This window comes from Amycolatopsis sp. WGS_07 (genome assembly GCF_045278895.1).
GTDB lineage: Bacteria > Actinomycetota > Actinomycetes > Mycobacteriales > Pseudonocardiaceae > Amycolatopsis.
Window position 1 is genome coordinate 3,553,136 of sequence record NZ_CP136053.1, and the last position, 26,077, is coordinate 3,579,212.

22 protein-coding genes are annotated in these 26,077 nt (G+C 68.2%); 19 read left to right on the plus strand and 3 right to left on the minus strand.

Annotation, left to right across the window (positions count from 1 at the left end):
* The first annotated feature begins 59 nt into the window (after positions 1–59).
* The 4 genes from nusG (at position 60) to RPX00_RS16935 (ending at position 3,075) form a co-directional block, all read left to right on the plus strand.
* Positions 60–884, plus strand: a complete 825-nt coding sequence (gene nusG / locus RPX00_RS16920; RefSeq protein ID WP_406640497.1) for a transcription termination/antitermination protein NusG — start codon at positions 60–62, stop codon at positions 882–884.
* Positions 885–966: 82 nt separating this feature from the next.
* Entirely contained in the window at positions 967–1,401 is a 435-nt protein-coding gene (gene rplK, locus RPX00_RS16925; protein ID WP_009072206.1) for a 50S ribosomal protein L11, read from the plus strand.
* A gap of 76 nt (positions 1,402–1,477) precedes the next feature.
* Positions 1,478–2,197 (plus strand): 50S ribosomal protein L1, encoded by a 720-nt coding sequence (gene rplA, locus RPX00_RS16930; RefSeq protein ID WP_009072208.1) that lies wholly within the window; start codon positions 1,478–1,480, stop codon positions 2,195–2,197.
* A gap of 68 nt (positions 2,198–2,265) precedes the next feature.
* Positions 2,266–3,075, plus strand: coding sequence for an alpha/beta fold hydrolase (locus RPX00_RS16935; RefSeq protein ID WP_406640499.1), 810 nt, complete (start codon positions 2,266–2,268; stop codon positions 3,073–3,075).
* Positions 3,076–3,081: 6 nt separating this feature from the next.
* On the opposite strand, the gene RPX00_RS16940 is transcribed toward RPX00_RS16935, so the two are convergent.
* Both RPX00_RS16940 and RPX00_RS16945 read right to left on the minus strand, forming a co-directional pair.
* Entirely contained in the window at positions 3,082–3,237 is a 156-nt protein-coding gene (locus RPX00_RS16940; protein WP_406640501.1) for a hypothetical protein, read from the minus strand.
* The gene (locus RPX00_RS16945) at positions 3,234–4,031 is read right to left on the minus strand and encodes a hypothetical protein (protein WP_406640503.1); all 798 of its coding nucleotides are present in this window, start codon (positions 4,029–4,031) and stop codon (positions 3,234–3,236) included. The genes RPX00_RS16940 and RPX00_RS16945 overlap by 4 nt, the downstream gene beginning before the upstream one ends.
* Before the next feature lie 317 nt (positions 4,032–4,348).
* On the opposite strand from RPX00_RS16945, the gene rplJ reads away from it, so the two are divergent.
* From rplJ to RPX00_RS17010, 13 genes are all read left to right on the plus strand, one after another.
* Positions 4,349–4,903, plus strand: coding sequence for a 50S ribosomal protein L10 (rplJ, locus tag RPX00_RS16950; protein ID WP_406640505.1), 555 nt, complete (start codon positions 4,349–4,351; stop codon positions 4,901–4,903).
* Positions 4,904–4,951: 48 nt separating this feature from the next.
* The gene (rplL, locus tag RPX00_RS16955) at positions 4,952–5,344 is read left to right on the plus strand and encodes a 50S ribosomal protein L7/L12 (RefSeq protein WP_009072216.1); all 393 of its coding nucleotides are present in this window, start codon (positions 4,952–4,954) and stop codon (positions 5,342–5,344) included.
* Between the two features lie 455 nt (positions 5,345–5,799).
* Complete coding sequence (locus RPX00_RS16960; RefSeq protein WP_406640507.1) at positions 5,800–6,978, plus strand: ABC transporter ATP-binding protein; 1,179 nt, start codon at positions 5,800–5,802, stop codon at positions 6,976–6,978.
* A 32-nt stretch (positions 6,979–7,010) separates the two neighbouring features.
* The gene (locus tag RPX00_RS16965) at positions 7,011–7,763 is read left to right on the plus strand and encodes an MlaE family ABC transporter permease (protein ID WP_406642955.1); all 753 of its coding nucleotides are present in this window, start codon (positions 7,011–7,013) and stop codon (positions 7,761–7,763) included.
* Between the two features lie 2 nt (positions 7,764–7,765).
* Positions 7,766–8,602, plus strand: coding sequence for an MlaE family ABC transporter permease (locus RPX00_RS16970; protein WP_378301078.1), 837 nt, complete (start codon positions 7,766–7,768; stop codon positions 8,600–8,602).
* Positions 8,599–9,930 carry an MCE family protein gene (locus tag RPX00_RS16975; protein WP_406640509.1) on the plus strand — a complete coding sequence of 444 codons (1,332 nt, stop codon included), beginning with the start codon at positions 8,599–8,601 and terminating at the stop codon, positions 9,928–9,930. The genes RPX00_RS16970 and RPX00_RS16975 overlap by 4 nt, the downstream gene beginning before the upstream one ends.
* Positions 9,927–10,955 carry an MCE family protein gene (locus tag RPX00_RS16980; protein WP_406640511.1) on the plus strand — a complete coding sequence of 343 codons (1,029 nt, stop codon included), beginning with the start codon at positions 9,927–9,929 and terminating at the stop codon, positions 10,953–10,955. The genes RPX00_RS16975 and RPX00_RS16980 overlap by 4 nt, the downstream gene beginning before the upstream one ends.
* Entirely contained in the window at positions 10,952–11,938 is a 987-nt protein-coding gene (locus RPX00_RS16985) for an MCE family protein (protein WP_378301073.1), read from the plus strand. Before RPX00_RS16980 ends, RPX00_RS16985 begins: the two co-directional genes overlap by 4 nt.
* Positions 11,935–13,116: an MCE family protein gene (locus tag RPX00_RS16990; protein ID WP_406640513.1), complete on the plus strand. Its 1,182-nt coding sequence runs from the start codon at positions 11,935–11,937 to the stop codon at positions 13,114–13,116. Before RPX00_RS16985 ends, RPX00_RS16990 begins: the two co-directional genes overlap by 4 nt.
* Positions 13,117–13,126: 10 nt before the next feature.
* A complete protein-coding gene (locus tag RPX00_RS16995) occupies positions 13,127–14,347 on the plus strand; it encodes an MCE family protein (RefSeq protein WP_406642957.1) in 1,221 nt (406 codons plus the stop codon).
* Positions 14,347–15,609 (plus strand): MCE family protein, encoded by a 1,263-nt coding sequence (locus RPX00_RS17000; RefSeq protein WP_406640514.1) that lies wholly within the window; start codon positions 14,347–14,349, stop codon positions 15,607–15,609. Before RPX00_RS16995 ends, RPX00_RS17000 begins: the two co-directional genes overlap by 1 nt.
* A gap of 36 nt (positions 15,610–15,645) precedes the next feature.
* On the plus strand, positions 15,646–16,254 hold the full coding sequence (locus RPX00_RS17005) for a hypothetical protein (RefSeq protein WP_406640516.1): 609 nt from the start codon (positions 15,646–15,648) through the stop codon (positions 16,252–16,254).
* A gap of 256 nt (positions 16,255–16,510) precedes the next feature.
* Positions 16,511–17,341: a hypothetical protein gene (locus RPX00_RS17010; protein ID WP_406640517.1), complete on the plus strand. Its 831-nt coding sequence runs from the start codon at positions 16,511–16,513 to the stop codon at positions 17,339–17,341.
* Positions 17,342–17,407: 66 nt separating this feature from the next.
* On the opposite strand, the gene aroQ is transcribed toward RPX00_RS17010, so the two are convergent.
* Positions 17,408–17,854, minus strand: coding sequence for a gamma subclass chorismate mutase AroQ (aroQ, locus tag RPX00_RS17015; protein ID WP_406640519.1), 447 nt, complete (start codon positions 17,852–17,854; stop codon positions 17,408–17,410).
* A 705-nt stretch (positions 17,855–18,559) separates the two neighbouring features.
* Between aroQ and RPX00_RS17020 the strand changes: the two genes are divergently transcribed.
* Positions 18,560–22,063 carry a DNA-directed RNA polymerase subunit beta gene (locus tag RPX00_RS17020; RefSeq protein WP_406640521.1) on the plus strand — a complete coding sequence of 1,168 codons (3,504 nt, stop codon included), beginning with the start codon at positions 18,560–18,562 and terminating at the stop codon, positions 22,061–22,063.
* Between the two features lie 90 nt (positions 22,064–22,153).
* Entirely contained in the window at positions 22,154–26,065 is a 3,912-nt protein-coding gene (locus RPX00_RS17025; protein WP_406640522.1) for a DNA-directed RNA polymerase subunit beta', read from the plus strand.
* Positions 26,066–26,077 lie beyond the last annotated feature (12 nt).

Below are 26,077 nucleotides of genomic sequence, written 5' to 3' on the forward strand. Positions count from 1 at the left end.
CCACCGCGCTGGCCGGGCCCCGGTCCGGCCCGGCAAGCGATCAACTGAGAGGACGGAACGTGACCTCCGACAACGGCACCGAAGCCGGTCGCGACCTGACCGAGCTTTCCGACGAGCAGGTGCAGACGGCACCCGGCGACGAGGAGTCCGCCGAGTCCGTCGAGGTGCCCGTCGCCGAGGACGAGGTCGCCGCCGAAGAAGCCGCCGCCGACGCTGACGAAGCGGACGACGACGCCGAGGTGACCGAGCCCGCCCCCGAGGCGGACGACCCGGTCGCCGCGCTGCGCGCCGAACTCAAGGCCGCGCCCGGCGAGTGGTACGTCGTGCACTCGTACGCCGGTTACGAGAACAAGGTCAAGACCAACCTCGAAACGCGTACCCAGACCCTGGACGTCGAGGACTACATCTTCCAGATCGAGGTCCCGACCGAAGAGGTCACCGAGATCAAGAACGGCCAGCGCAAGCAGGTGCAGCGCAAGGTGCTGCCCGGCTACATCCTGGTCCGGATGGACCTCAACGACCAGTCGTGGAGCGCGGTGCGCAACACCCCCGGCGTCACCGGGTTCGTGGGAGCCACCTCGCGGCCGTCGCCGCTGACCGTGGACGAGGTGCTGAAGTTCCTCGCGCCGCAGGTCGAGAAGGAAGCCCCGGCCAAGGCGGCCAAGAGCGGCGAGTCCGCCGCGGCCGCGTCGTCCGGCGCGCCCGCCGTCGAGGTCGACTTCGAGGTCGGCGAGTCGGTCACCGTCATGGACGGCCCGTTCGCCACGCTGCCCGCCACGATCTCCGAGGTCAACGTCGACGGGCAGAAGCTGAAGGTCCTGGTGTCGATCTTCGGCCGGGAGACCCCGGTCGAGCTTTCGTTCAGCCAGGTCTCCAAGATCTGACGGCCGGGCCATCCCGGTCGGCAGTCCCCGCGTACTGGCAGGTGTGCGGGGGACTCACGTCAGTTAAGAAGGACACAAGGTAATGCCACCCAAGAAGAAGAAGCTTGCGGCGATCATCAAGCTGCAGATCAAGGCGGGTGCGGCCAACCCCGCGCCGCCGGTCGGCCCGGCGCTGGGTCAGCACGGCGTCAACATCATGGAGTTCTGCAAGGCCTACAACGCCGCGACCGAATCGCAGCGCGGGGACGTCGTCCCGGTCGAGATCTCCGTCTACGAAGACCGGTCGTTCGACTTCAAGCTGAAGACGCCGCCGGCCGCCAAGCTGCTGCTCAAGGCCGCGGGCGTGGAGAAGGGCTCCGGCGAGCCGCACAAGACCAAGGTCGCCAAGGTCACCTGGGACCAGGTCCGCGAGATCGCGAAGACCAAGGAGACCGACCTCAACGCGCACGACATCGACCAGGCCGCGAAGATCATCGCCGGTACTGCCCGCTCCATGGGCATCACGGTCGAGGGCTGAGTTTTCTAAGCAACCCGTGGGAGAGCCCGCGTGCTGGCTCGCCACCACACTGATCCACTGATTTGAGGACAGAAGCATGACCAAGCACAGCAAGGCCTACCGCCAGGCCGCGGAGCTGATCGACAAGGCGCGGCTGTACGCGCCGCTCGAGGCCGTGAAGCTGGCGAAGGAGACCTCCAAGACGAAGATGGACGCGACCGTCGAGGTCGCGATGCGTCTCGGGGTCGACCCGCGCAAGGCCGACCAGATGGTCCGCGGCACCGTGAACCTGCCGCACGGCACCGGTAAGACCGCTCGCGTCATCGTTTTCGCCGTCGGCGACAAGGCCGCCGAGGCCGAAGCCGCTGGCGCGGACGCGGTCGGCACCGACGAACTGATCGAGCGCATCCAGGGTGGCTGGCTCGACTTCGACGCCGCGATCGCGACGCCGGACCAGATGGCCAAGGTGGGCCGCATCGCCCGCATCCTCGGCCCGCGCGGCCTCATGCCGAACCCGAAGACCGGCACGGTGACCCCCGCGGTCGAGAAGGCCGTGAAGGACATCAAGGGCGGCAAGATCAACTTCCGCGTCGACAAGCAGGCGAACCTGCACCTGGTGATCGGCAAGGCGTCGTTCGACACCGAGAAGCTGGTGGAGAACTACGCGGCCGCGCTGGACGAGATCCTGCGCGCCAAGCCGTCGTCGGCGAAGGGCCGCTACGTCAAGAAGGTCACCTTCACCACGACGATGGGCCCGGGCATCCCGGTCGACCCGGCGCGGACCCGCAACCTCCTTTCCGAGGAAGCGGCGGTCTGAGTCGCACATCACGCGAAAGGGTGGTCACGCTTCGTGCGTGACCACCCTTTTTCGTGTCTCATGGACGTATGCCAACGACGTTCATCGCCCCCGACGGGCTCCAGCTGAGCTACACGGTCTGGGAGGGCGACGGACGGCACCGGCGGCCCGTCGTGCTGCACCACGGTTTCGCCGCCGATTCCCAGGTGAACTGGGTCAACCCCGGGGTCGTGGACGCGCTGGTCAAGGCCGGGTTCACGGTCATCGCGCTGGACGCGCGCGGGCACGGCGAGTCGGAGAAGCCGCACGACCCGGCGGCCTACGGCGAGGACATCATGGCGGCCGACCTGACGGCGCTGTTCGACGAGCTTGGCCTGGACGAGGTGTGCCTCGCGGGCTATTCGATGGGCGCGATCGTGTCGCTGCTGGTGGCTACGCGTGACCGCCGGGTCCGCTGCCTGGCGGTCGGCGGGGTCGGCGCGGGAATCGTGGACTTCGGCGGGGTGGACGCGCGCGTGGTCAACCGAAGCCAGATCGCGGCGGGACTGCTGGCCGAAGACCGGTCGGAGGTGCCCTCGGCGGCGCGCCCGTTCCGCCGGCTGGCCCGCCGGGCAGGCGCGGACGTCGAAGCACTGGCCGCGGTCATGCACGCGACCCCGCACGGACCGATGCAGCTGACGAACCTGTCCGCGGCGACGCTGATCCTGGCCGGGGAATCAGACGAACTGGCAACGCAACCGGAACGCCTCGCGGCGGGCATCGCGGGCGCCCGGCTGGTGCGGGTCCCGGGGAACCACATGGAAGCAGTGGCACACCCGGCTTTCGCGGCGGCGTTGGTGGACTTCTTCGCGTACTCGGACACGGGGGAGAGCCGGTTGCCGATCAGTTCGCCTGCCTGACGAGGGTCAGCCGGGGGTGCTGGTCGCCGTGGGTGCCGGGCATTTGTCCGGGCCCGTGGTGTGCCCGGTGATCAGCCACTGCCCTTTGTCCACTTTGGTCACCTGGAACACGCCGAGCGCCGGGCCGCCGCTCACCTTGAACGTGCAGGAGTCGATCGTCACCACCGGCGGGGAGTCGGGCCGGAGACGTAGGACGGGAGCGATTCGGCGTAGTCGTTCACGTTCTTCACTTGTGCGTGAAGCTTCTCCACCGCGACCTTGCAGTCCGGCTGACCGGTGGTGTCCTTGGCGAATTTGTCCTGGACGTCCTCGCGGAACCGGCCGCAGGCGTCGTCGACCCGGCCCTGGGCGATGTTGTGGTAGACGAACCGCACTGCCTCGTTCGGATTGGTCGAGAAGATGTGGTTCGTGTGATAGGTCCCGCCGCCCTCGGCCGCGATCTGGGCTGAGGTTTTGCCGTCGTCGCTGGGGAAAATCTGGTGGTACCCCCAGTTGATCAGGATCCCGAGAATCACCAGCGCGATTACCCAGCCCAGGATCTTCCCGCCCAGGCGCTTCACCCATCGCGGCACCGGGCGGCGGTTGCGCGGCGGTTCCTCGTACGGGGTCACTGCGCCCGGCTGGTTCGGCGGGGCTGGCGGCTGCCCACCGGCGAGAGGCTGACGGTTGCCTGCCGGGACCAGGCCAGCATCCGGTTGCGGGGCTGGTTCGGTGCCCTGCTGGGACTGGGTGAAGCGCAGGTACTCCTGGAACCGCTGGAATTCCTGGAACTGGCGCAGCTGCTCGGGATCCAGCTGCGGTTCGGCCGGTTGCGCGGGCGGCCGCGGGGCGACCTCGGCCCCACCCGGCTGCGGAAGGGCGGGAGGCTGCTGTGCCGAGGATCCACCTGAGCCAGGAGCGGTCGAACCGGGAGAGGGGGTTTCTTCCGGCTTTCCGTGATCACGCTGTTCCGCCACGTCACCAATGATGCCCGCTCGACCGCGATTTCCCGAGACTGCCCCGGTTCTCGCAGCTCAGCGAGGGGCGCCGGAAAACCCCGGGAACCCCTGCCGTATGCTGGTCGACGGTTCTACCAAAGACCGCTGGTTCTCTCCGGATCTCCGGGGAGCGAAGGTTCCGCAGTACGGCGGACGGCCCGCGCAGGAGGAACGAGGCTCTTACCCGGCCGAAAGGCTGGGCAACGCCCCGCGTCTTGCTGCGCGTGGGCGTTTTTGTCGTTCGGGGGCGCCTCCGTCCAGGCCAGTGGTGACACTAGCCAAGAGAGGAGGCGACCATGGCGAAGCCCGACAAGGTGGCGGCCGTCGCCGAGATCGCGGAGAGCTTCCGCAGCAGCTCGGCCACCGTCGTTACCCAGTACACCGGCCTCTCCGTGACTCAGCTGTCCCAGCTGCGCCGCGCTCTCGGCACCAGTGCCAAGTACCGGGTCGCGAAGAACACCCTCGTCAAGCGTGCCGCCGAGGACGCTGGCCTCGAGGGGATCGAGGACCTGTTCGTCGGCCCGACCGCGATCGCCTTCGTGCAGGGCGAGGCAGTCGACGCCGCGAAGGCCCTTCGCGACTTCGCGAAGGAAAACAACGCGCTTGTCATCAAGGGCGGCTACATGGACGGCAAGTCGCTGTCCGTGGACGAGATCTCCAAGATCGCTGATCTCGACAGCCGCGAGGTGCTGCTTTCCAAGGCGGCGGGCGCGTTCAAGGCGAAGCTTTCCCAGGCCGCCGCGCTGTTCCAGGCACCGGCGTCCCAGGTTGCCCGCCTGGCTGCCGCGCTGGAGGAGAAGCAGCGCAACGCCACCGGTACCGAAGCAGCCGAAGCACCCGCCGAGAGCTGAACCACCCCACCCCGAACGTCTCGTTCGTTTTTCTGAGAGGAAGCCATCATGGCGAAGCTGAGCACCGCCGAGCTGATCGACGCTTTCAAGGAGCTGACCCTTCTTGAGCTGTCCGAGTTCGTGAAGGAATTCGAAGAGGTCTTCGACGTCACCGCCGCCGCCCCGGCCGCCGTCGTGGCCGCCGCCCCGGGTGCCGCCGCCGGTGGCGCCGAGGCCGCTGCCGAGCAGGACGAGTTCGACGTCATCCTCGACTCGGCCGGCGACAAGAAGATCCAGGTCATCAAGGTCGTCCGCGAGGTCGTCTCCGGTCTGGGCCTGAAGGAGGCCAAGGAGCTGGTCGAGGCCGCTCCGAAGGCGCTCCTGGAGAAGGTCGACAAGGAGGCCGCCGACGCCGCCAAGGAGAAGCTCGAGGCCGCCGGCGCCAAGATCACCATCAAGTGATCCCGGGCGCGCAAGCGCCTGCTGCACCACCTCGAAAGGGGCGGGCATCCGATCTGGGTGCCCGCCCCTTTCGCTGTTCCAGGAAAAAACTTACCGTCGCCGATCCCGGTCAGGAGCGCCCTCGTTCAGGCGAACGGCGGGGCTGCGCGGCCGTCGCGAGTCACCCCCTGTTTGCCGCGTTTCCGCCGGTTAACCCGTCAGGGTGAGCGGCGAGCGGCCATCTGGATCTGCGTCCGAACGTGACGTGCACTACCGTGCTGCCAGCGGTCGCCGTACTGGATCTCCGTCGCGTGAGGTGTGCACGGGGGCTGGCCAGAGAACAAAACTGGTGAGTAACCTGTTCGCGCTCAGCTCGTTGCACCTGGTTGAAGCGGAGTTCGCCGCGCGAGCTCCGCCGCTGCCAGCGGCGACGGGGCGGCGGTGCGCGACGACGCGGAACAGCTCCTGGAGGTGCGATGGGTGCCGAGGTGGTCATCGAAGGTCTGACGAAGTCCTTCGGAAAGCAGACCATCTGGCGGGACGTGACGCTGACCCTGCCTCCCGGCGAGGTCTCGGCGATGCTCGGCCCGTCCGGAACCGGCAAGTCCGTGTTCCTGAAGTCGATGATCGGCCTGCTCAAGCCGGACCGCGGACGCTGTGTGATCAACGGCGTCGACATCGTCACCTGCTCCGAGCACAAGCTGTACGAGATCCGGAAGCTCTTCGGCGTCCTCTTCCAGGACGGCGCGCTGTTCGGCTCGATGAACCTCTTCGACAACGTGGCCTTCCCGCTGCGGGAGCACACGAAGAAGTCCGAGACCGAGATCCGCCGGATCGTGCTCGACAAGCTCGAGATCACCGGTCTGGCCGGCGCGGACAAGAAGCTCCCCGGCGAGATCTCCGGCGGTATGCGCAAGCGCGCCGGCCTCGCCCGCGCCCTCGTGCTCGACCCGGAGATCATCCTCGTCGACGAGCCGGACTCCGGTCTCGACCCGGTCCGCACGACCTACATCTCGCAGCTCTTCCTGGACGTCAACGCCCAGATCGACGCGACGTTCCTGATCGTGTCGCACAACATCAACCTCGCCCGCACGGTGCCGGACAACCTCGGCATGCTGTTCCGCAAGGAACTCGTCATGTTCGGCCCGCGCGAGGTGCTGCTGACCAGCGACGAGCCGGTGGTCGAGCAGTTCCTCAACGGCCGCAAGCTCGGCCCGATCGGCATGTCCGAGGAGAAGGACAGCGCCCAGATGGCCCGCGAGCAGGCCGAGGCCGACGCGGGCCACGGCGACGTGCTCAACGAGGACGTGCGCGGCGTCGTGCCGCAGATGCAGGTCAGCCCGGGCGTGCCGGAGCGGGCCGGGGCCAAGCGGCGGATGGACCGCGTCATGCGGATCCTGCACACGCTCCCGCCGAACGCGCAGGAGGGGATCATCGAATCCCTGACGCCTGAGCAGCAGCGGCACTACAACGTGCGGCCCAACCCTGGTGCGTTCCACCACCGGACCGGCCCCGAGGACACCCAGCAGCTGCCGCCGGTCGCCGCACCGGGCCCGGTGCCCACCCAGCACCAGGGACAGCTGCCCGCCGACCAGGTCGCGCGCATTCCGGGCGCGGACCGCCGGTCGCCCCGGCACGGGCAGGGTGGCGCGTGACCACCAGCACGGCCAAGATCCCCGGCTACGGAATGCTGCGGGAGACCGGGAACCTGTTCGCGCTCGGCCTCGACATCGTCCGCGGCATCTTCCAGCGCCCGTTCCAGTTCCGCGAGTTCATCCAGCAGGCCTGGTTCGTCGCGAGTGTGACGATCCTGCCGACCGCGCTGGTCGCGATCCCGTTCGGCGCGGTCATCTCGCTGCAGTTCGGCGCGCTCGCCCGCCAGCTCGGCGCGCAGTCCTATACCGGTGCCGGTTCGGTGCTGGCGACCGTGCAGCAGGCCAGCCCGCTGGTCACCGCGCTGCTGGTGGCCGGCGCGGGCGGCAGCGCGGTCTGTGCTGACATCGGCGCGCGGACCATCCGCGAGGAGATCGACGCGATGGAGGTGCTGGGCGTCTCCGCGGTCCAGCGCCTGATCGTGCCCCGCACGCTCGCCATGATGCTGGTGGCGCTCCTGCTCAACGGCATGGTCAGCGTCATCGGCGTGCTCGGCGGCTACTTCTTCAACGTCGTGCTCCAGGGCGGCACCCCCGGTGCGTACCTGTCCAGCTTCTCCGCGCTCGCGCAGCTGCCCGACCTCTGGGTCGGCGAGATCAAGGCGCTGATCTTCGGCTTCATCGCCGCGGTCGTGGCGGCCTACCGCGGGCTGCACCCGAGCGGCGGCCCGAAGGGCGTCGGCGACGCGGTGAACCAGTCGGTGGTCATCACGTTCCTGCTGCTGTTCGTGGTGAACTTCGTGATCACGCTGATCTACCTGCAGATCGTGCCCGGAAAGCTGGACTGACCATGACGTTGCTCTCGGGCGCGAAGCGGATCGCCAACCGGCCGCTGGAGACGCTGGACACGCTCGGCGACCAGATGTCGTTCTACGGCCGGGCCTTGCTGTGGACGCCGCGCACGCTGCGCCGCTACACCAAGGAAGTGCTGCGGCTGCTGGCCGAGGTGAGCTTCGGCTCCGGTTCGCTCGCGGTCATCGGCGGCACGGTCGGCGTGATGGTCGGCCTGACGCTGTTCACCGGTGTTCTCGTCGGCCTGCAGGGCTATTCGGCGCTGAACTCGATCGGCACCTCGGCGTTCACCGGCTTCCTCACCGCGTTCTTCAACACTCGTGAGATCGCGCCGCTGGTGGCCGGGCTGGCCCTGTCGGCGACGGTCGGCGCGGGCTTCACCGCGCAGCTCGGCGCGATGCGGATCTCCGAGGAGATCGACGCGCTCGAGGTGATGGGCGTGCCCAGCCTGCCGTATCTGGTGACCACGCGGATCATCGCCGGCTTCGTCGCGGTGATCCCGCTGTACGTGATCGGCCTGCTCTCGTCGTACCTGGCCTCGCGGCTGGTCGTTATCTATATCTACGGACAATCCGCGGGTACCTACGACCATTACTTCGACCTGTTCCTACCACCGCAAGACGTGCTCTATTCGTTCATCAAGGTGCTGATATTCAGTGTCTTGATCATTCTTTCGCACTGTTACTTCGGGTACCGGGCCACTGGCGGGCCCGCCGGGGTCGGCGTGGCCGTCGGCCGCGCGGTGCGGCTTTCCATCGTCACGGTTTCGGTCGTGAACTTCTTCATCGGTTTCGCGATTTGGGGAACCGACGTCACGGTGAGGATTGCGGGATGACCACACTACGGCGCAGGTTGCTCGGCCTGCTGCTGGTGGCGGTGCTCGTCGGCGGGATCGCGCTCAGCATCGCGATGTACGACAAAGCGTTCAGCAAGTTCGTCACCGTGAAGCTCGACGCGGGCCACATCGGCAACCAGCTGCTCAAGCAGTCGGACGTGAAGGTCCGCGGTTTGATCGTCGGTTCGGTGCAGGACATCAAGGCGACCGAGAACGGCGCGGAACTGACGCTGGCGATGGATCCGGAGTCGGTGAAGCTGATTCCGCAGAACGTGTCCGCGCGATTCCTGCCCAAGACGTTGTTCGGCGAACGCTATGTGTCGCTGCAGATTCCGCAGGACCCGTCGGGCAAGACGCTTTCCCAGGGCGACGTGATCACCCAGGACCGCACTTCCGGCGCGGTCGAACTGGACCAGGCGCTCGAACACCTGATGCCGGTGCTGCAGGCGGTGCAGCCGCAGAAGCTGTCCAGCACGCTCACCGCGATTTCGACCGCGCTGCAGGGCCGGGGCAAACCGCTCGGCGAGACGCTTTCGCAGCTCGGCCAGTACATCGGCGACCTGAACCCGCACGAGCCGGAACTGCAGCACAACCTCAAGGCGCTCGCGGAGTTCTCCGGCCACCTGAGCAACGCGACGCCGGATCTGGTGCAGAGCCTGGACAACCTGAGCACGACCACGCGCACCGTGGTCGACGAGCGGGCGAATCTGTCCAACCTCTACGGCAACCTGACCACCGCGTCGCAGGACCTGCAGTCGTTCCTGGAGGCGAACTCGCAGAACCTCATCAGCCTCGCCAGCACCGCGCGGCCGACCGCCGAACTGCTCGCCAAGTACTCGCCGGAATATCCGTGCGTGCTGAAGCAGATGGCGAAGGTCGTCCCGGTCGCGGACGCCGCGCTGGGCAAGTACAACGGCAAGCCCGGCCTGAACGCCACCATCGAGGTCGTCGTGAATCGCGGTCCGTACAAGCCGGGCGAGGAGCCGCGGTTCGAGGACAAGCGCGGTCCGCGCTGCTACGACCTCAACCCCGCGCCGGACCCGTTCCCGCAGCAGCCGCCGGACGGCGCGTTCAAGGACGGCACCAAACAGGGCCCGGGGTCGAAGACCGTGGGCGAGGGCCTGAACCCGGCCAACTTCAAGGGCGACGCGGCGGGCCTCAACGGCGGCGGGGCGGCCGGCGGCAACCCGGTCAACACCGCGGCTGAGAACAACTTCCTCGCCGCGCTGGTCAGCCCGGAGATGGGGATTTCGCAGGGCCAGTTCCCCGGATGGGGATCGCTGCTGGTCGGCCCGCTCTACCGGGGCACGGAGGTGACGGTCAAGTGAGGGGACTCGCCGCACCGCTGATCAAGCTGATGATCTTCGTGGTGGTCACGGTGCTGTTCACGACGGTGCTCGGCATCAGCATCGCGAACATCAACACCACCAGCACCAGTGCCTACTCCGCGCGGTTCACCGACGCCACGCTCCTGCTGCCGAACGACGACGTGCGCATCGCGGGCGTCCGCGTCGGACAGGTCAAGGACGTGAAGATCGTCGACAAGCGCCAGGCGCAGGTGGACTTCGAGGTCGACTCCGGGCGCAAGCTGCCGGCGGGCGTGACCGCGCAGATCAAGTTCCGCAACCTGGTCGGCCAGCGCTACGTCTCGCTCGGCGAGGGCGACGACACCACCGGCGCGACGCTCAAACCGGGCGAGACCATCCCGCTCGAGCGCACCACGCCCGCGCTGGACCTGACCGAGCTGTTCAACGGCTTCAAGCCGCTGTTCACCGCGCTGAACCCGGCCGACGTGAACAAGCTGTCCTACGAGGTCATCCAGGTGCTGCAGGGCGAGGGCGGCACGGTGGAAAGCCTGCTGTCGCACACCGCTTCGCTGGCCACCACGATCGCCAACAAGGACCAGGTGATCGGCGAGGTCATCGACAACCTCAACACGGTTCTCGACACGGTCAACCAGCACACCCCGCAGCTCAACGACCTCATCGTGAAGCTGCAGCAGCTGGTGTCCGGCCTCGCCGCGGACCGCAAGCCGATCGGCGACGCGATCGACGGCCTCGGCAACCTGGCCACCACGACCGCCGGTCTGCTGACCGACGCGCGCCAGCCGTTGAAGGACGACATCGCCGCGCTCGGCAAGCTCACCACGAACCTGAACCAGAACGAACCGCTCGTCGAGCACTTCATCCAGTTCATGCCCAAGAAGGTCAGCGCGCTCACCCGCACCGCCGACTACGGCTCGTGGTTCAACTTCTACTCCTGCGAGATGATCGGGACGGTCGGCGTGCCTGGGCTGCTGCCTCCGACGGACTTCACGCTCGCACCGGTGAATCGGGACAGGTGCAAGCCATGAAGTCCTTCCAGAAACGCAACCCGATCCCGATCGCGCTGGTCGGCATCGCGGTCATCGCGCTCGGCCTCGTCGCCGCGATGAACTCCGAGGACCTGCCGGTGATCGGCGGCGGCACCACCTACAGCGCGGACTTCTCCGAGGCGGCCGGGCTGCAGAAGGACAACGACGTGCGGATCGCCGGCGTGAAGGTCGGCAAGGTGTCCGACATCAAGCTGGACGGCCCGAACGTCAAGGTGTCGTTCAAGGTCAAGGACGCCTGGATGGGCGATAAGACCACGGCGGCGATCAAGATTAAGACGCTGCTCGGCCAGAAGTACCTCGCACTCGACCCGCAGGGCAACGGCAACCTCGACCCCGGCGCGCCGATCCCGCGCGACCGCACGATGTCGCCGTACGACGTGCTCGACGCGTTCCGCGGCCTGTCGCAGACGGTCGACGAGATCGACACGAACCAGCTGTCGAAGAGCTTCGAGGCGATCACCCAGACGTTCTCGAACACCCCGCAGGACGTGAAGGGCGCGCTGTCGGGCCTTTCGAAGCTGTCGGACACGATCGCGAAGCGCGATTCGCAGCTGGCGAACCTGCTGGCCAACACGCGCCAGGTGTCGCAGACCCTGGTCGACCGTGACGCCGAGGTGCAGAAGCTGCTCACCGACGGCAACAAGCTGCTGGACGAGATCGGCAAGCGCGAGCAGGCGATCAAGACGCTGCTCGAAGGGTCGAAGCAGCTGTCCACGCAGCTGCAGGGCCTGGTCGACGACAACGACGGCCAGCTGAACCCGGTGCTCACCCAGCTCGACCAGCTCACCTCGATGCTGCAGCGCAACCAGGACTCGCTGGCTCAGGGGATCCAGAAGTTCGCGCCGTTCATCCGGGTCTTCAACAACACGATCGGCACCGGGCACTGGTTCGACAACTACATCTGCGGCCTGGTGCTTCCTTCGGTCGGCCCGCTCAATCCGGAGGGGTGCAACTCCAAATGACCGACACCCGCTTCGGCCAGTCGCTCATGCGCGGCATGACGATCGCGATCGTGCTCGCGCTCGTCGTCGCGGGCGCGCTGTGGTGGACCCTCAAGGACGCCGGCCGCAACCATCTGACCGCGTACTTCTCCGGCGCGGTCGGCCTTTACGAGGGCAACAGCGTCCGGATGCTCGGCGTGGACATGGGCACGGTGACCAAGGTCCAGCCGATGGGCAACCAGGTCCGGGTCGACCTCGAATACGACCGCTCGGTGGCGGTGCCCGCCGACGCGAAGGCGCTGATCGTGTCGCCGTCGCTGGTCAGCGACCGCTACGTCCAGCTCGCCCCGGCCTACACCGGCGGCCCGCGGATCTCCGACGGCGCGACGATCGGCCTCGACCGCACCGAGGTGCCGCTCGAGGTCGACCAGCTCGCCGCCAGCCTCGCGAAGGTCAGCGAATCGCTCGGCCCGAACGGGGCCAACAAGAACGGCTCGCTCTCGGACCTGCTGAACACCGCGGCGAACAACCTCGACGGCAACGGCAAGGCGCTGCACGACACGATCACCAAGCTCGGCAAGGCGTCCGGCACGCTGGCGGGCAACAAGGACGACCTCTTCCAGACGGTGCAGAACCTCGGCAAGTTCTCCCAGTCGCTGGCCAACAGCGACGGCCAGGTGCGCCAGTTCGAGAGCCAGCTCGCCGACGTGAGCGGATTCCTGGCCGGGGAGAAGGACAATCTCGCCGCGACCGTCAAGCAGCTCGGCACCACGCTGCAGTCGGTGCAGGGCTTCATCGAACGCAACCGCGGCCGGTTGAAGTCCAATGTGGACAAACTGGCCAGCGTGACCAAGGTGCTGGTGGACCAGCGCAGCTCGCTCGCCGAGATCCTCGACGTCGCGCCGGTGGCGCTGTCCAACATCGTCGGCGTCTACAACGGCTCGTCCGGCACGCTCGACGCGCGGCCGAACCTCAACGAGCTGACCCAGCCGCCGCTGGTGATGGTCTGCAGCCTGCTCAAGCAGACCTCGGTGACCAAGCAGCTGCTCGGCAACGCCTGCGACGGCATCGCCAAGGTGGTCGACGGCGCGATTCCGCTGCCCTCCACCGCGCAGGTCATCCAGGCGATGCAGAACGGCCAGCTGCCGCCGCTGCCGCTCCCGCTGCAGGGCCAGGTCTACGGGACGCAGGGGAGCTGACGTGAAGCGACTGACGAAGTTCGCCGCGGGCGGGGCGCTCACCACGGTGACCGCGCTCGTGCTGAGCGGCTGCGCGTTCAACGGCGTCTACGACGTCCCGCTTCCCGGCGGGGCCGACCTCGGCAGCCATCCGTACACGCTGAAGGTCCAGTTCAAGGACGTTCTCGACCTCGTCCCGCAGTCCGGGGTGAAGGTCAACGAGGTGCCGGTCGGGCAGGTCAAGTCGATCGGGCTGACGCCGGACGGCTGGCACGCCGAGGTGACCGTCGAGGTCAACGGCGACGTCAAACTGCCGGCCAACGCGATGGCCAACGTGAAGCAGTCGAGCCTGCTCGGCGAGAAGTACGTCGAGCTGGCCTCTCCGGGCGGCACCGAGGCGACCGGAGAGCTGAAGGACGGGGCCACCATCCCGCTCGCGCGCACCGGCCGCGACGTCCAGGTGGAGGAGGTGCTCGGCGCGCTGTCCCTGCTGCTCAACGGCGGCGGCGTGGAGCAGCTCAACACCATCACGAAGGAACTCAACAACGCCACCGCGGGCCGCGAGCCGGACATCAAGGCGCTGCTGGCCAACGCGAACGAACTGGTCACCAACCTCGACAACCAGTCGGCCAACATCACCCGCGCGCTCGACGGCCTCAACCGGTTGTCCATGACGCTGCGGGACCAGAAGGACAAGCTGGTCGGCGCGGTCGACAACCTCGGGCCCGGGCTCGGGGTGCTGGAGCAGCAGCGCGGCCAGCTGGTGACCATGCTGAACGCGCTCAACAACCTCTCCGGCGTCGCGACCGACACGGTGAACCGGAGCAAGGCGGACCTGGTGGCGGACCTCAAGGCGCTCACGCCGACGCTGCAGAAGCTCGGCGAGGCGGGCAGCGACCTGCCGAAGGCGCTGGAGATCCTGCTGACCTATCCGTTCACCGACCAGGCCTACAACGACGTCAAGGGCGACTACTTCAACCTGTTCGCCAAGGTCGACCTGAACCTGAAGGACGTCATCGACAACCTCGGCCGCAGCAGGCAGAACGGGCTCAGCGGGCTGATCCCGGCTCCCGGGCTGACCGGCGGCGTCGAGGGCACGCCCGCGAACCAGCCGCCGCCGCTTTCGTTCCCGAGCAGCGGGGGACAACCGCAGCAGCAGGCTCCGCAGTCGACCGGCGGCCAGGGCGGCGGGCAGCCGTCGCAGGGCGGTCTGTCCGGCCTGTTCGGAGTGCTTTCCGGAGGTGCTGGCTGATGTTGCTGCGCAGGACGAAAATCCAGCTGGTGGTGTTCGCGATCATCTCGGTCGTGGCCATCGTCTACGCGCTGATCCGCTTCGCCGGCCTCGGCACGGTGTTCGGCAGCAGCGGCTACACGGTGAAACTGCAGCTCAACGAATCCGGTGGGATCTTCAGCAACGCCGAGGTCACCTACCGCGGCTTCAACGTCGGCCGCGTCGGGCAGCTGCGGCTGACCCAGACCGGGCTCGAGGCCGACCTGAACATCGACCCCTCGGCCCCGCGCGTGCCGTCCGACCTCGACGCGGTGATCGCCAACCGGTCCGCGGTCGGCGAGCAGTACGTCGATCTGCGGCCGAAGAACGACAAGGGCCCGTACCTGGAGAGCGGTTCGGTGATCCCGGCCGCGCGCACGACCACCCCGGTCAGCACCGACCGGCTGCTCGGCGACCTCGACTCGCTGTCCGCCTCGGTGCCCACCGACGCGCTGCGCAAGGTCGTCGACGAGTCCTACGACGCGTTCCGCGGCACCGGCGGCGACCTGCAGACGCTGATGGACACCGCGCGCAGCTTCACCTCCACCGCGCAGCAGTACCTGCCGCAGACCGTGCAGCTGCTGCAGGCGGGCGGCCAGGTGCTGGACACGCAGAACGACCAGGCGTCCAATTTCGCGTCCTTCTCCAAGAGCCTCAACCAGCTCAGCGGGACGCTCAAGAACTCCGACGGCGACCTGCGCAAGCTGATCGGCGTCACCCCGCAGGTGGCGACCCAGATCAGCCAGGTGGTCCAGGAGACCGGTCCCGGCCTCGGCGCGCTGACCGCGAACCTGCTGACGACGGCCAACCTGACCGTGACCCGGCTGGACGGCCTCGAACAGGGCCTGGTGACCTATCCGGCGCTGGCGGCCGCCGCGCCGTCGGTGGCCCCCGGCGACGGGACCGCGCACCTCGGCCTGGTGCTGAACCTGTTCAACCCGCCGTCGTGCACGAAGGGCTACCGGCCCTACAGCCAGTATCGGCCGGGTTCGGACACCTCGGTCCGGCCGGCGGACGACAAGGTCTACTGCGCCGAGCCGAAGGGCAGCCCGATCAACGTCCGGGGTTCCCAGAACGCGCCCTACAACGGCGTGCCGGTGCAACCGTCGCAACAGGACATCGCGGCCAACCGGAACCGGCCGGCGCAGGAGCTGCAGGAGATGCGCGACGCGCAGGTTCCCGGCGTCGTCGGCAGCCCCGGGGTTTCGCTGAACAGCCTCGGCGCGCTGCTCGGGGTCGGCTGACCGGGATTTGATGACCGTTACCTACTCTGGAGTGTTATGAGTGCCGAGCACGCGGTCGCCGAGGAAGAGGTGACCGCTGATACGCCCGAACCGGCTTCGGCCGGTGCGGCGCAGGAAAAGTGGCCGCTTCCCGGATCGCCGCGCGTCTGGCTGCTCGGGTCCGGGGCGTTCGCCCTCGCCGCGCTGGTCGTGGCGATCGTGTTCGGGATCATGTGGCTGGTCGCGGAGATGGACGGCGACCGGGACCTCGCCTCGGCGCGCGACGACGTGGTGAAGGACGGCACCGCCGCGGTGCTGGCCTACACCCAGGTCGACTACCAGAACCTGGACGCGTACTTCCAGAAGCAGAAGGACGTGTCCAGCGACGACATGGCCAAGCAGATCACGCAGGCCCAGCCGAACTACTCGAAGGCGCTGACCGACCAGAAGGTCAAGGTCACCACCACGATCCAGGACATCGCGGTCGAGGAGCTGAACGACCACGACGGCAAGGCCAGCTTCCTGGCCGCGATCAGCACGGACACCTCGGCCGGCGGCAAGAACGCCACCAAGGCGCTGCGGCTCGAGGTGCAGATGACCCGGGTTGACGGCTTGTGGAAGCTGTCCGGGATCGACCAAGTGCCGCTCGTCGCCGCCGGCCAGTAGCTTCACCCGCAGATCGGAGTTCCGCAGTGCCCCCTCCCGTCGCCAGCCACCGCGCAGCAGCACGCCCCCGGCCCGCCGGCCGAAGGTCGCCGGGCTGCGCAAGCCGTCGGACCCGGCGGCGCCGGCGGCCTCGCCCAAACCGCGCCCCCGGCCGCGGCCGCTCCCCGACGCGGATCCGGCCGAGGCGACCCAGGAACTGCGGATCCCGCGCGGCGGCCTGGTGCGTCCGGCCGAGCCGGAGGTTGCCGAGCCTGAGGTGGCCGAGACCGAGGTCGAAGAGGCCGCCGAGCCGGAAGCCGAGGTTTCCGGCGTCACCAAGGAAGCGCCTGCCGAAGAGGTCGACGCGCTCACCGGCGAGACGGTCGAGGAGGAACCGGCCCGGCCGAGCCCGCGGCGGAAGAAGCGGGACACCGGCTCGGCGAAGCCCTCGGACGTCGAGGAAGCCGAGGCGCGGGCCAAGGACTCCGAAGAGCCCGCGGTACCGGCTCAGCGGTCCGTGGTCAGCCGCAACACGGTGCGGGTCGCGCTGCTGCTCGTGGCCGGGCTGGCCCTGGTCGCGGCGGCGGTCATCTTCCAGGTCAAGGGCTCGGAGGCGGCCGATTCGACGAGCAACCGGGCGGTGCTCGACGTGGCGAAGACCGCACAGGTGAAGGACCAGGTCTCGAAGGCGATCGAGACGCTGTTCTCCTACGACTTCAACAACATCAAGAAGACCGAGGACGCGGCCAACCAGCTGCTCGCGACCGACCAGGTCAAGACGAGCTACAACGCGCTGATGGGCCAGGTCAAGAAGCTCGCGCCGCAGCAGAAGGTGGTCGTGACCTGCAAGGTCACCCGCAGCGCGGTGATCCGGCTGAACGGCGACCTGGCCAGGGTGATGCTGTTCATCGACCAGACGTCGACCCGTGCGGACACGAAGCAGACCGCGGCGGGCACGGCGCAGATGCACGTGGACGCGCAGCTGCAGGGCAACACCTGGAAGATCACCGACATGGACACGTACAAGGCCGCTGGCCCGGCGGCTGGCGCGCCCGCGCCGTCGGCTCCCGCTTCCTCCGCTCCGGCTTCGGCTCCGCCGTCGAAGTAAGCGCACCGTCCTAAGCGGACGTCACGGCCCGCTCCCGGCAGCGTCGGGGGCGGGCCGTTGTCGTGCTCACGAGGGTCGCTGGGCCAGGGAGCGGAAGGCCGTCCGAAGCGGCTCCTGTTTCAGCTCCTCCGAGGTTTCCGGCAGCGTCAGGGGTTCGGGGCCGGTCGCGCGCAGCCGGTCCAGCAGAGCGACCGTGAGACCGTCCAATTCGGCCCGCAGCATCGACAGATCGGGGCTGTCCGCGGGCCGGTCGCCGGGATGCGCGGTCCAGTGCGCGAAAAGCCGGTGCTGGACCTCTTTGCTCGCCGCGATCTGGTCGGAGAGGAAGCCGGCCGCGACGTCCGGGTCGAGGCCGATCTCGCGGGCAAGGTCGCGGACGCGGGCCAGTTCCCGCTGTTCGCGGACGGGGTCGTCGACCGGCCGCCCGGTCCCGAACTTGGCGGCCGCGACCTGCTCGCTGATCGCCAGCCTGCGCAGGACGAGCGCGGGAAGCGACTCGCCGGTTTCCGCCATCGTGCACCTCCGGGAGTTCGGTCCAGCCCAGTTGATCACCGGGACGCGACCGCCGCCACCGTCGCGACCCCTGCCCGGCGGACCCGGAACAGGGGGCCGGACTGACCGAAGTCCGGGGTCTTCCGGACTGATCCTCGGCGCGCGACCGCTCGCGGAATGTGATCCATCCCGCGCGCGCCACGCCGGGCGGAAATCCGCCGCCGGAACCGGGGCCGAGCCGCCGACCTGCGCCGCCGCCCGGCCGACCTGCGCGGCGGTCCGCGGGTACCCGGCGGTAACTCCGGAGGCGCGCCGGAGTCGTCACGCTGCGCTGCCTCGCTCCGACGCTGCGCCAACCGGCGGGACCGCCGCGCGGCATCTTGACTCCGCAGCCGCGTGGGTTCACGCTTACTGCCAACGGTCACGGCCGGGGAACGCGAACCTTGCGGGAGGGGCGCGAAAACCCGGGCGAACCGGGAGCCGGAAGGTCGCAGTGAGGCTCAGGGAGACGCACTGCCCCAAGGTGACGCGATGCAGGCTGGGCCCCGTCGGGAGCGCCCCCTGGACAGACCGCGTCATGGGGGCTAGACTGCTTCTTTGCGCTGCCCTCTTTCAGGCTGCCCGGAGCCGGTAGTTAGGATAGTGGGCACACGGCACCCCTGACAGTCCGCGACAGCTGTTGCCATCGCGGCTGCTCACCGCTCATTGTCCCCGGAAGGACGCATCTTGGCAGTCTCTCCCGCGAACCAGGCCACTGCTGCGACCACCTCGGCTGAATCCCGCGCGCAGGCCACGGGAATCCCCGGAGCGCCCAAGCGGGTCTCCTTCGCGAAGATCCGCGAGCCACTCTCCACCCCGAACCTGCTTGACGTCCAGATCCAGTCGTTCCAGTGGTTCACCGGCAACGAGGCGTGGTTCGAGCGCCGCGTCAACGAAGGCGAAGAGAACCCGGTCGGCGGCCTGGAAGAGGTCCTCAACGAGATCTCGCCGATCGAGGACTTCTCCGGCTCGATGTCCCTCTCCTTCTCCGCTCCGCGCTTCGACGAGGTCAAGGCCTCGATCGAGGAGTGCAAGGACAAGGACATGACGTACGCGGCCCCGCTGTTCGTCACCGCCGAGTTCGTCAACAACAACACTGGCGAGATCAAGAGCCAGACGGTCTTCCTGGGCGACTTCCCGGTGATGACCGACAAGGGCACCTTCATCATCAACGGGACCGAGCGGGTCGTCGTGTCCCAGCTGGTGCGTTCTCCGGGCGTGTACTTCGACAGCAGTGTCGACAAGACGACCGACAAGGACGTCTTCAGCGTGCGCGTCATCCCGAGCCGCGGCGCGTGGCTCGAGTTCGACGTGGACAAGCGCGACACCGTCGGCGTCCGCATCGACCGCAAGCGCCGCCAGCCGGTCACCGTGCTGCTGAAGGCGCTCGGCTGGACCACCGAGGCGATCCGCGAGCGCTTCTCGTTCTCCGAGACGCTGCTGGCCACCCTCGAGAAGGACCACACCGCCGGCACCGACGAGGCGCTGCTCGACATCTACCGCAAGCTGCGCCCGGGCGAGCCGCCCACGAAGGAGAGCGCGCAGACGCTGCTGGAGAACCTGTTCTTCAAGCCGAAGCGCTACGACCTGGCCAAGGTCGGCCGCTACAAGGTCAACAAGAAGCTGGGCCTCGACACCCCGTACGAGACCGGCACGCTGACCGAAGAGGACATCGTCTCGGCCATCGAGTACCTGGTCCGGCTGCACGCCGGCGAGGACAAGATGACCAGCTCCGCCGGCGTCGAGGTGCCGGTCGAGACCGACGACATCGACCACTTCGGCAACCGCCGCCTGCGCACGGTCGGCGAGCTGATCCAGAACCAGATCCGGGTCGGCCTCTCCCGCACCGAGCGCGTCGTGCGCGAGCGCATGACCACCCAGGACGTCGAGGCGATCACGCCGCAGACCCTGATCAACATCCGCCCGATCGGCGCGGCGATCAAGGAGTTCTTCGGCACCTCGCAGCTGTCGCAGTTCATGGACCAGAACAACCCGCTGTCCGGCCTCACGCACAAGCGCCGCCTGTCGGCGCTGGGCCCCGGCGGTCTGTCCCGTGAGCGCGCCGGCATGGAGGTCCGCGACGTCCACCCGTCGCACTACGGCCGGATGTGCCCGATCGAGACGCCGGAAGGCCCGAACATCGGCCTGATCGGCTCGCTGTGCTCCTACGCGCGGGTCAACCCGTTCGGCTTCATCGAGACGCCGTACCGCAAGGTCGTCGAGGGCCAGGTCACCGACCAGGTCGACTACCTGACCGCGGACGAGGAAGACCGCTACGTCAAGGCGCAGGCCAACGCGCCGCTGACCGCCGACGGGCACTTCGAAGAGGAGAAGGTCCTCGGCCGGCGCAAGGGCGGCGAGGTCGAGCTGATCGACCCGCTCGAGATCGACTACATGGACGTGTCGCCGCGGCAGATGGTCTCCGTCGCCACCGCGATGATCCCGTTCCTGGAGCACGACGACGCGAACCGCGCGCTGATGGGCGCGAACATGCAGCGTCAGGCGGTGCCGCTGCTGCGCAACCAGGCTCCGTACGTGGGCACCGGCGTGGAGCTGCGCGCCGCGGTCGACGCCGGGGACGTCCTGGTCGCCGAGCAGGCCGGCGTGGTCGAGGAGCTGTCCGCGGACATCATCACGATCATGCACGACGACGGCACGCGGAAGAGCTACGGACTGTACAAGTTCCGCCGCTCCAACCACGGCACGTGCTTCAACCACCGGCCGATCGTCAACGAGGGAGACCGGGTCGAGCAGGGCCAGGTCATCGCCGACGGCCCGTCCACCGAGAACGGTGAGATGGCGCTCGGCAAGAACCTCCTCGTCGCGGTCATGCCGTGGGAGGGCCACAACTACGAGGACGCGATCATCCTCTCCGAGCGCCTGGTGCAGGACGACGTGCTCACGTCGATCCACATCGAGGAGCACGAGATCGACGCCCGCGACACCAAGCTGGGCGCCGAGGAGATCACCCGGGACATCCCGAACGTCTCCGAGGAGGTGCTGGCCGACCTCGACGAGCGCGGCATCATCCGCATCGGTGCCGAGGTCCGCGACGGCGACATCCTGGTCGGCAAGGTCACGCCGAAGGGCGAGACCGAGCTGACCCCGGAGGAGCGCCTGCTCCGCGCGATCTTCGGCGAGAAGGCGCGCGAGGTCCGCGACACCTCGCTGAAGGTCCCGCACGGCGAGACCGGCAAGGTCATCGGCATCCGGGTGTTCTCCCGCGAGGACGACGACGAGCTGCCCCCGGGCGTCAACGAGCTGGTCCGCGTCTACGTGGCGCAGAAGCGCAAGATCCAGCCGGGCGACAAGCTCGCCGGACGGCACGGCAACAAGGGTGTCATCGGCAAGATCCTGCCGGTCGAGGACATGCCGTTCATGGAGGACGGCACCCCGGTCGACATCATCCTGAACACCCACGGTGTGCCGCGACGGATGAACATCGGCCAGATCCTCGAGCTGCACCTCGGCTGGCTGGCCTCGCAGGGCTGGACGATCGAGGGCAACCCGGACTGGGCGAAGAACCTGTCCGAGGAGCTGTACGACGTCGCGCCCGGCACGAACACCGCCACCCCGGTGTTCGACGGCGCGAAGGAAGAGGAGCTGACCGGGCTTCTCGGGGCGACCAAGCCGAACCGCGACGGCGAGCGCATGGTCAAGGAGAACGGCAAGGCCACGCTGTTCGACGGCCGCTCCGGCGAGCCGTACCCGTACCCGGTGTCGGTCGGCTACATGTACATCCTGAAGCTGCACCACCTGGTCGACGACAAGATCCACGCCCGCTCCACCGGCCCGTACTCGATGATCACCCAGCAGCCGCTGGGCGGTAAGGCGCAGTTCGGCGGCCAGCGCTTCGGCGAGATGGAGTGCTGGGCGATGCAGGCCTACGGCGCGGCTTACACGCTGCAGGAACTGCTCACGATCAAGTCGGACGACGTGGTCGGCCGCGTCAAGGTGTACGAGGCGATCGTGAAGGGGGAGAACATCCCCGAGCCGGGCATCCCGGAGTCGTTCAAGGTGCTCCTCAAGGAGCTTCAGTCGCTGTGCCTCAACGTCGAGGTGCTCTCCAGCGACGGCGCGGCGATCGAGATGCGCGACTCCGACGACGAGGACCTCGAGCGCGCAGCGGCGAACCTCGGCATCAACCTGTCCCGCAACGAGTCGCCCTCGGTGGACGACGTCGTGCACTGATCCGGTGTCGAGCCGGGACCTGCCTCCCGCGGGTCCCGGCTCCACCGCCGACCCCTCCTCTAGCCGAAACAACCCCAAGGGGATCTAGACGTGCTGGACGTCAACTTCTTCGATGAGCTTCGGATCGGCCTCGCCACCGCCGACGACATTCGTCAGTGGTCCTTCGGCGAGGTCAAGAAGCCGGAGACCATCAACTACCGGACCCTCAAGCCGGAGAAGGACGGGCTCTTCTGCGAGAAGATCTTCGGTCCGACCCGGGACTGGGAGTGCTACTGCGGCAAGTACAAGCGCGTCCGGTTCAAGGGCATCATCTGCGAGCGCTGCGGCGTCGAGGTCACTCGCGCCAAGGTGCGCCGTGAGCGGATGGGCCACATCGAGCTGGCCGCGCCGGTCACCCACATCTGGTACTTCAAGGGCGTTCCGTCGCGCTTGGGCTACCTGCTGGACCTGGCGCCCAAGGACCTCGAGAAGATCATCTACTTCGCGGCTTACGTCATCACCGGCGTGAACACCGAGCTGCGGCACAACGACCTGCCGACCCTCGAGAACGAGATCGGCGTCGAGCGCAAGAACCTCGAGACGAAGCGCGACGCGGACATCGAGGCCCGTGCGCAGAAGCTGGAAGCCGACCTGGCCGAGCTGGAGGCGGAGGGCGCGAAGTCCGACGTGCGCCGCAAGGTCAAGGAGGGCGGCGAGCGCGAGATGCGCCAGCTGCGCGACCGCGCCGGCCGCGAGCTGGACCGCCTCGAGGAGGTCTGGACCACCTTCACGAAGCTCGAGCCGCGTCAGCTGATCGCCGACGAGCTGCTGTACCGCGAGCTGATCGACCGGTACGGCGAGTACTTCACCGGCGGCATGGGCGCCGAGGCGATCCAGAAGCTGGCGACCGAGTTCGACGTCGCCGCGGAGGCCGACAGCCTGCGCGACACCATCCGCAACGGCAAGGGGCAGAAGAAGCTCCGCGCGCTGAAGCGGCTCAAGGTCGTCGCCGCGTTCCAGGCGACCGGCAACGACCCGCGCGGCATGGTGCTCGACGCCGTCCCGGTCATCCCGCCGGACCTGCGCCCGATGGTGCAGCTCGACGGTGGCCGCTTCGCCACGTCGGACCTGAACGACCTGTACCGCCGCGTGATCAACCGGAACAACCGGCTCAAGCGGCTGATCGACCTCGGCGCGCCCGAGATCATCGTCAACAACGAGAAGCGGATGCTGCAGGAGGCCGTCGACGCGCTGTTCGACAACGGCCGCCGCGGTCGTCCGGTCACCGGCCCGGGCAACCGGCCGCTGAAGTCGCTGTCCGACCTGCTGAAGGGCAAGCAGGGCCGGTTCCGCCAGAACCTGCTGGGCAAGCGTGTCGACTACTCGGGCCGTTCGGTCATCATCGTCGGTCCGCAGCTGAAGCTGCACCAGTGCGGTCTGCCGAAGGACATGGCGCTCGAGCTGTTCAAGCCGTTCGTCATGAAGCGGCTGGTCGACCTGAACCACGCGCAGAACATCAAGTCCGCCAAGCGGATGGTGGAGCGCTCGCGGCCGCAGGTGTGGGACGTGCTCGAAGAGGTCATCACCGGCCACCCGGTGATGCTGAACCGGGCGCCGACCCTGCACCGGCTGGGCATCCAGGCCTTCGAACCGCAGCTGGTCGAGGGCAAGGCCATCCAGTTGCACCCGCTGGTCTGCGAAGCGTTCAACGCGGACTTCGACGGCGACCAGATGGCGGTGCACCTGCCGCTGTCGGCCGAGGCGCAGGCCGAGGCCCGGATCCTGATGCTGTCGGCGAACAACATCCTGTCGCCGGCGTCGGGCCGTCCGCTCGCCATGCCGCGTCTGGACATGGTCACCGGTCTGTTCCACCTGACCCGGCTGAACGAGAACGCCGAGGGCGCGGGCAACGCGTACTCCTCGCCCGCCGAGGCGATCATGGCGTTCGACCGCAAGGCGCTGAGCCTGCACGCCCCGGTCAAGATCCGCGTCACCGACCGTCAGCCCGCGAAGGCCGACGAGGCGCGGCTGGCCGAGGCGGGCTGGGAGCCGGGCAAGGCGTGGCTGGCCGAGACGACGCTGGGCCGCGTGCTGTTCAACGACCTGCTGCCGGCGGACTACCCGTTCATCAACGAGCCGATGCCGAAGAAGCGGCAGGCGGCCATCGTGAACGACCTCGCCGAGCGGTACTCGATGACGCAGGTCGCGCAGACGCTGGACAAGCTCAAGGACGCCGGTTTCTACTGGGCGACCCGCTCGGGCGTCACGGTCGCGATCTCGGACGTGCTGACCCCGGTCGGCAAGAAGGCCATTCTCGACGAGTACGAGGGCAAGGCCGACCAGGTCGAGAAGCGGTACCAGCGCGGTCAGCTGTCCCACGCCGAGCGCAACAACGAACTCGTCAAGGTGTGGACGCAGGCGACCGAAGAGGTCCACAAGATCATGGAGACGGCGCTGCCGGACGACAACCCGATCGCCATGATCGTGAAGTCGAGCGCCGCCGGTAACATGACGCAGGTCCGTTCGCTGGCCGGTATGCGTGGTCTGGTGTCGAACCCGAAGGGTGAGTACATCCCGCGCCCGATCAAGGCGAACTTCCGTGAAGGCCTGTCGGTGGCGGAGTACTTCATCGCCACGCACGGCGCCCGGAAGGGTCTGGCGGACACGGCGCTCCGTACCGCGGACTCGGGTTACCTGACCCGTCGTCTGGTGGACGTCTCGCAGGACGTCATCGTCCGCGAGATCGACTGCGGCACCACGCGCGGCATCATGATGCCGATCGGCGAGGACCTCGGCGACGGCAAGGTCGTGCGCGACCAGCACGTCGAGACCAGCGTGTACGCGCGGAACCTCGCGACGGACGCGGTGGACGCCAAGGGCAACGTCGTGCTGAACGCGGGCGACGACATCGGCGACCCGGCCATCGAGAAGCTGCTCTCCAGCGGCATCTCGAAGGTCAAGGTCCGCTCGGTGCTCACCTGCGAGTCGGCGGTCGGTGTGTGCGCGACCTGCTACGGCCGTTCGATGGCGACGGGCCAGCTCGTCGACGTCGGCGAGGCGGTCGGCATCGTCGCCGCCCAGTCGATCGGTGAGCCGGGCACGCAGCTGACGATGCGTACGTTCCACCAGGGTGGTGTCGCCGGTGACGACATCACGACCGGTCTGCCCCGTGTCACCGAGCTTTTCGAGGCTCGCGTGCCGAAGGGCAAGGCTCCGATCGCGGACGTCGACGGCCGCGTGCGGATCGAGGAGAGCGAGCGGTTCTGGAAGATCACCCTGATCCCGGACGACGGGTCGGAGGAGATCGTCTTCGACAAGCTGTCCAAGCGGCAGCGGCTCGCCAACACCCCGAACGGCCCGCTGGGCGACGGCGACCACGTGGCGGTCGGCCAGCAGCTGCTCGAGGGCACGCCGGACCCGCACGAGGTCCTGCGCGTCATGGGCCCGCGCGAAGCGCAGATGCACCTCACGGACGAGGTCCAGAAGGTGTACCGGGCGCAGGGTGTGTCGATCCACGACAAGCACATCGAGGTCATCGTGCGGCAGATGCTGCGCCGCGTGACGATCATCGACTCCGGTGCCACGGACTTCCTGCCGGGCGAACTGCCCGAGCGGACCAAGTTCGAGGCGACGAACCGCGCCGCGGTCGCCGAGGGCGGCGAGCCGGCCTCGGGCCGTCCGGTGCTGATGGGCATCACGAAGGCGTCGCTGACCACGGACTCGTGGCTGTCGGCGGCCTCGTTCCAGGAGACCACGCGAGTCCTGACCGACGCGGCGATCAACGGCCGCTCGGACAAGCTCGTGGGCCTCAAGGAGAACGTCATCATCGGTAAGCTCATCCCGGCCGGTACGGGCATCAACAAGTACCGGAACATCCAGGTGCAGCCGACCGAGGAGGCGCGGGTCGCGGCGTACGCGATCCCGTCCTACGACGACGGTTACTACACCCCGGACGTCTTCGGTTCGGGCACCGGCGCCGCGGTTCCGCTGGACGACTACGACTTCGGTCGCGACTTCCGCTGATCCCGCTCCGCT